Consider the following 5459-nt stretch of genomic DNA (forward strand, 5'->3'; position numbering starts at 1 on the left):
TCCTGACCCTAGTGTTTCCATTAGGCCCTTCCGATACACCTCAAATTCATCAGGGCTATCAAACCGTCGTTTTTCTGCCTTCACTACAGGACGCGCAGGCCTAACACCCATAATGTCCCTAAGCAGATAGTCCATGCATCCATTTACTTCATTGCTCACTGAAAATTTCACCCTTCACGAAGAACTATTTAGCTGATCCCAACACAATAGATACGTTGGCAATATCGTAAAAGACTCTTTGTGTGTTGTTGTTGAGATTGCTTGTGAGGTATGCGTCACACATGAGCACAATATCTTCCCTCTTCGTGACCCGCCTCTACCACGCACCGCTGTCCGAGCACGGACCCGCGATCGATGCCGAGGAAATGGAAAACTCCTGTTTCGCCATCGCCGAGGATGACGAGGCCGGTCAGCAATGGTGCGAGGACAACGCCTATCCCGGCTACACCTCTTATGCATCCCTGACCGACCTGCCCTGGCGGTTCCCGATCTTTGCCGATCTGGTCAAGTCGCTCGACGCTCATGTGGCGTCCTTTGCCGAGGACCTGGAGTTCGATCTCGACGGGCGCAAGCTGGTGCTCGAAGACCTGTGGATCAACATCCTGCCCGAGGGTGGATACCACGCTGCGCATATTCATCCACATTCGGTGATTTCCGGAACCACCTATGTGTCGATGCCTGAAGGTGCATCCGCGCTGAAGCTGGAAGACCCGCGCCATGCCATGATGATGGCCGCCCCACCCCGCAGGAAAGATGCGCGCGAGGAAATGCGGAATTTCATCTACGTGAAACCGGCGGTGGGTGATGTTCTGCTTTGGGAAAGCTGGCTGCGCCACGAGGTGGTGATGAATCAGTCCGAAGATGAACGGGTATCGGTGAGCTTCAACTACCGTTGGGAATGAGATCCGGTGGCGACAAGCCATCCCATCTTCTCTGAAGAAGCGTGCAGTCGCGCGGACGAATGCGCGATCACGCCCTGAAGCCTTACATATACAAATTCGTATAGAACCTAGCCGGATTTCGCCAATTCCGTGCAGTTTCCGCATGGGTTAAACCCGTCTCATGCACAGGCTGGCGGGTCACACCCTCTTTCAGGTCCAGCCACAGACACTCGAAAGGATACACCATGTCAGTCTTTGCTGATCCCGGCTCGCGCAGTTATGCGCGGGTGGCAGGCGCCCTTTACCTTCTGATCGCGATCTCTGGTGGATTTGCCATCGCGTTCGTTCCCGCGCAACTCTATGTCCCCGGCGACCTGGCCGCATCCGTACAGTCCCTGATCGACGCTCGCGGCATGTTCCTTGCGGGGATCGCGGGGGATGTCACCATGATGGTGTCGGAACTGCTCGTCACACCGATGCTGTTCTTCATGTTCCGGTCCATCAACCCAACGCTGTCGCTGGCGGCGGCTCTGGCACGGCTGACAATGGTGACGACAATGGCCGTCATGCTGATGTTTCACGCCGCAATGCTCGCCTTTGCCGACGGATCCGCCCTGACCGCCTTTTCCGGTGAGGAACGGATGCAACTGGCCGGTGTCATGCTCTACGCACATGATTCAGGCGTCTGGGTCTGGCAGATCTTCTTCTCGCTCCACCTCTGGCTGTTGGGGGCGCTGATCCTGAAATCCGGTCTGTTCCCGCGCCTGCTTGGTCTGGGCCTGATCGTTGGCGGCGCAGGGTACATCCTCGACAGTGCCTTCGCTTTCGCCTTTCCGGAGGTCGCGGCTCTGGGCCTGCTGCGGGCGGTGCTTCTGGGCATCGTCACGCTGTCCGAGATTGGGTTCGCGCTCTGGCTGCTGATCAAGGGACCACGTCAGGTGTGACGCAAGCCAATACGACAACGAAAAACCCCCGCCGCTTATGCGACGGGGGTTTTTTTGTTCTTCAAGGTCGGGCGCAACGCGCCGCGCGCCTTACCAGTCCTCGCGGACCACGACGCGTGTCTTGACCGGCAGCTTCATCGCCGCGAGACGCAGCGCTTCGCGGGCAATGTCCTCACCGACACCGTCGATTTCGAACATTACGCGGCCCGGCTTAACCTTGGCTGCCCAGTAATCCACCGAACCCTTACCTTTACCCATCCGGACTTCGGTGGGCTTGGAGGTCACGGGGGTGTCCGGGAAGATGCGGATCCAGACACGGCCCTGACGCTTCATGTGGCGCGTCATGGCACGACGGGCTGCTTCGATCTGACGTGCAGTCACACGCTCAGGCTGAAGCGCCTTGAGGCCGTAAGTGCCGAAGTTCAGATCAGAGCCGCCCTTGGCTTCGCCCTTGATCCGGCCTTTGAACATCTTACGGAATTTTGTACGCTTTGGTTGAAGCATGATTAGTTCCTCCGACCGCCGCCGGCACCACGCGGTGCGGGACCGTCTTGCAGTTCCTGTGCCTTGCGATCCCGTGCGGACGGATCATGTTCCATGATCTCGCCTTTGAAGATCCAGACCTTGATGCCGATGATGCCGTAGGGCGTTTCCGCCTCGACATTGGCATAGTCGATGTCGGCGCGCAGCGTGTGCAGCGGCACACGGCCTTCGCGGTACCATTCGGTCCGTGCGATTTCCGCACCGCCCAGACGACCGGCAACGTTCACGCGGATGCCGAGGGCGCCCATACGCATGGCGTTTTGCACGGCGCGCTTCATGGCACGACGGAAGGACACACGACGCTCGAGCTGCTGGGCGATGCTTTCGCCGACCAGCTGTGCGTCCAGTTCCGGCTTGCGCACTTCAACGATGTTGAGGTGCAGCTCGGAGTCGGTCATCGCGGCCAGCTTCTTGCGCAGGGTTTCGATATCCGCGCCTTTCTTGCCAATGATGACGCCCGGACGGGCGGTGTGGATGGTCACGCGGCACTTCTTGTGCGGGCGTTCGATGATCACGCGAGCGACACCGGCCTGCTTGCACTCTTTCTCGATGAATTCGCGGATCGCGATGTCTTCGAGCAGAAGATTGCCGTAGTCCTTGGTGTCTGCGTACCAGCGGCTGTCCCAGGTGCGGTTCACCTGAAGGCGCATGCCGATCGGATTGGTCTTGTTACCCATTAGGCCTGCTCCTCAACTTGACGCACCTTGATGGTGATCTCCGAAAACGGCTTCATGATCTTGCCGAAACGGCCACGTGCCCGCGGACGGCCACGCTTCATCACGAGGTTCTTGCCCACATAGGCTTCCGCGACGATCAGCTCGTCCACGTCAAGCCCGTGGTTGTTTTCGGCGTTGGCGATGGCCGACTGAAGGCATTTCTTCACGTCAACCGCGATCCGCTTCTTCGAGAAGGTCAGATCGTTCAGCGCCTTGTCCACTTTCTTGCCGCGGATGAGACCGGCGACGAGGTTCAGTTTCTGCGGGCTGGTGCGCAGCATCCGCAGCTTCGCCATGGCTTCGTTGTCAGCCACGCGGCGGGGGTTCTTTTCCTTGCCCATGACTTACTTCCGCTTCGCTTTTTTGTCAGCCGCGTGACCGTAATAGGTCCGGGTCGGCGAGTATTCACCGAACTTCTGACCGATCATGTCTTCGGTGACGTTGACAGGAACATGCTTCTGGCCGTTGTAAACGCCAAACGTCAGGCCCACGAACTGGGGCAGGATCGTCGAGCGGCGCGACCAGATCTTGATGACTTCATTGCGGCCGGACTCGCGGGTCGCTTCTGCCTTTTTCAAGACATAGGCGTCAACGAACGGGCCTTTCCATACAGAGCGCGACATGGTTTACCGCCCCTTCTTCTTGGCGTGACGCGAGCGGATGATCAGCTTCTGCGACGCCTTGTTCTTGTTACGGGTGCGCTTACCCTTGGTCGGCTTACCCCACGGGGTCACCGGGTGACGACCACCCGAAGTCCGACCTTCACCACCACCGTGCGGGTGGTCGATCGGGTTCATGACGACACCACGGACGGACGGACGGATGCCCTTGTGGCGCATACGGCCCGCTTTACCGAAGTTCTGGTTCGAGTTGTCCGGGTTCGACACGGCACCGACGGTTGCCATGCATTCCTGGCGGACCATGCGGAGTTCACCCGAGCTCAGACGGATCTGCGCGTAGCCACCGTCACGACCCACGAACTGTGCGTAGGTGCCGGCGGCACGAGCGATCTGACCACCCTTGCCTGGCTTCAGCTCGATGTTGTGAACGATGGTACCGATAGGCATGCCCGAGAAGGGCATCGCGTTGCCCGGCTTCACGTCGGCCTTGGCCGATGCAACCACGCGGTCGCCGATGGCGAGACGCTGCGGGGCAAGGATATAGGCCTGTTCGCCGTCGTCATACTGAACAAGTGCGATGAAGGCGGTGCGGTTCGGGTCATATTCGATGCGCGCGACAGTCGCGCCCACGTCAAACTTGTTCCGCTTGAAATCTACGATACGGTAAAGGCGTTTTGCGCCACCACCGCGACGACGGGATGTGATACGTCCGGTGTTGTTCCGGCCACCCGACTTGGTCAAACCCTCTGTAAGGGCTTTGACCGGACGGCCTTTCCACAGCTCCGAACGGTCGATCAGCACCAGCCCGCGCTGGCCCGGCGTCGTCGGCTTATACGACTTGAGTGCCATGCTTTCTGTCTTCCGTTAGCAAGTGCAGGTCTTTGACGACCCGCTATGTTTGGGCGGACGTATCCGCCGTGGGTATAGGGCCCCGAAGGTCCCCGGTTAACGCAACAACGAAGCCCCGGACGAATCCGGGGCTGCGCGGTTGGGAGTTACTAGGCGGTGTGGCGCGTGGCGTCAAGCGCTGTGGGTTGATAAAGAGCATGTTAATTGCTCCGTGAAAGGGACCGTTATCCGCGGGTCAACAGAGGATGACACCAAGGAGAGACACGTAGGGTGCGTGTTCACACGCACCACGCGCGAGCCGGGCCAGCGCCAGACCGCGGGATGACGATCCGACAGACCTTCAGCGGCGCTTTATCCCGGCCACATCCGTAGGACCTCCGAGCGAGGCGATGCCCTCCCCAAATCGCCAGCCCGTCCGGGCGGTCTGGCGATGGCCTCGCGAAGTTCTAGCACGATATTTTGCTTAAACTTTGTCGTGTGTCAGATGATATTGTTTCAGCATAATCTTGGATTCGGAGAATTTCTAATGTTTAAGATTAAAGGCCTAGACGAGCTTCAAAAGGACTTAGAGCAGTTAATCAAAGCCATGGAAAATCTCGACGGCGAACTATGCAACTTGTCGTTTGATCCAAACGATCCAGAAAGCATAAATCGAGCAATTTCCGAAATGGAGAAAACAGTGGATGGACGTGTCGCTGGTTTTGAACGAACTCAAATGGTGCAAGAAGTAATTACTACAGTTAAGGAAGAGTTTCGACAATCAATTCTATCCAAAGCAGCGACTTCACGAGTTGAGGACCGAGATGAGTGATCAAGTTGGACTACTGAAGAAAATCACGAATGCAGTGTTGGACTTGCAGGCTGCTAACATTCAATCATATCCTGAACCACTAGCTAGGGTCAGGA

The 5459-nt window shown here is 57.9% G+C and carries 8 protein-coding genes; 3 read left to right on the top strand and 5 right to left on the bottom strand.

The annotated features are described in order from the left end of the window. Positions 1-281 precede the first annotated feature (281 nt). Both MGEO_RS20830 and MGEO_RS20835 read left to right on the top strand, forming a co-directional pair. Positions 282-902, top strand: a complete 621-nt coding sequence (locus MGEO_RS20830) for a 2OG-Fe(II) oxygenase family protein (RefSeq protein ID WP_085641666.1) — start codon at positions 282-284, stop codon at positions 900-902. 224 nt (positions 903-1126) lie between these two features. Next, positions 1127-1825, top strand: coding sequence for a DUF4386 domain-containing protein (locus tag MGEO_RS20835; RefSeq protein ID WP_085641659.1), 699 nt, complete (start codon positions 1127-1129; stop codon positions 1823-1825). Between the two features lie 90 nt (positions 1826-1915). On the opposite strand, the gene rplP is transcribed toward MGEO_RS20835, so the two are convergent. From rplP to rplB, 5 genes are read right to left on the bottom strand one after another with little or no spacing between them, the layout of a single operon-like run. Further along, the gene (rplP, locus tag MGEO_RS20840; protein ID WP_085641660.1) at positions 1916-2329 is read right to left on the bottom strand and encodes a 50S ribosomal protein L16; all 414 of its coding nucleotides are present in this window, start codon (positions 2327-2329) and stop codon (positions 1916-1918) included. Positions 2330-2331: 2 nt separating this feature from the next. Further along, positions 2332-3045 carry a 30S ribosomal protein S3 gene (gene rpsC / locus MGEO_RS20845; protein WP_085641661.1) on the bottom strand — a complete coding sequence of 238 codons (714 nt, stop codon included), beginning with the start codon at positions 3043-3045 and terminating at the stop codon, positions 2332-2334. Further along, on the bottom strand, positions 3045-3425 hold the full coding sequence (gene rplV / locus MGEO_RS20850; RefSeq protein ID WP_085641662.1) for a 50S ribosomal protein L22: 381 nt from the start codon (positions 3423-3425) through the stop codon (positions 3045-3047). The genes rpsC and rplV overlap by 1 nt, the downstream gene beginning before the upstream one ends. Before the next feature lie 3 nt (positions 3426-3428). Continuing rightward, positions 3429-3707, bottom strand: coding sequence for a 30S ribosomal protein S19 (gene rpsS, locus MGEO_RS20855; RefSeq protein ID WP_085641663.1), 279 nt, complete (start codon positions 3705-3707; stop codon positions 3429-3431). 3 nt (positions 3708-3710) lie between these two features. Then, on the bottom strand, positions 3711-4553 hold the full coding sequence (rplB, locus tag MGEO_RS20860) for a 50S ribosomal protein L2 (protein WP_085641664.1): 843 nt from the start codon (positions 4551-4553) through the stop codon (positions 3711-3713). Positions 4554-5079: 526 nt separating this feature from the next. Here rplB and MGEO_RS20865 point away from each other — a divergent pair. Continuing rightward, the gene (locus MGEO_RS20865) at positions 5080-5364 is read left to right on the top strand and encodes a hypothetical protein (RefSeq protein ID WP_085641665.1); all 285 of its coding nucleotides are present in this window, start codon (positions 5080-5082) and stop codon (positions 5362-5364) included. Positions 5365-5459 lie beyond the last annotated feature (95 nt).

The organism is Marivita geojedonensis (assembly GCF_002115805.1).
In the GTDB taxonomy this organism is placed as follows: domain Bacteria; phylum Pseudomonadota; class Alphaproteobacteria; order Rhodobacterales; family Rhodobacteraceae; genus Marivita; species Marivita geojedonensis.

Coding starts and splice junctions, on each gene's coding strand:
- MGEO_RS20830 (WP_085641666.1), top strand. CDS start 282: ATGAGCACAATATCTTCCCTCTTCGTGACCCGCCTCTACCACGCACCG.
- MGEO_RS20835 (WP_085641659.1), top strand. CDS start 1,127: ATGTCAGTCTTTGCTGATCCCGGCTCGCGCAGTTATGCGCGGGTGGCA.
- rplP (WP_085641660.1), bottom strand. CDS start 2,329: ATGCTTCAACCAAAGCGTACAAAATTCCGTAAGATGTTCAAAGGCCGG.
- rpsC (WP_085641661.1), bottom strand. CDS start 3,045: ATGGGTAACAAGACCAATCCGATCGGCATGCGCCTTCAGGTGAACCGC.
- rplV (WP_085641662.1), bottom strand. CDS start 3,425: ATGGGCAAGGAAAAGAACCCCCGCCGCGTGGCTGACAACGAAGCCATG.
- rpsS (WP_085641663.1), bottom strand. CDS start 3,707: ATGTCGCGCTCTGTATGGAAAGGCCCGTTCGTTGACGCCTATGTCTTG.
- rplB (WP_085641664.1), bottom strand. CDS start 4,553: ATGGCACTCAAGTCGTATAAGCCGACGACGCCGGGCCAGCGCGGGCTG.
- MGEO_RS20865 (WP_085641665.1), top strand. CDS start 5,080: ATGTTTAAGATTAAAGGCCTAGACGAGCTTCAAAAGGACTTAGAGCAG.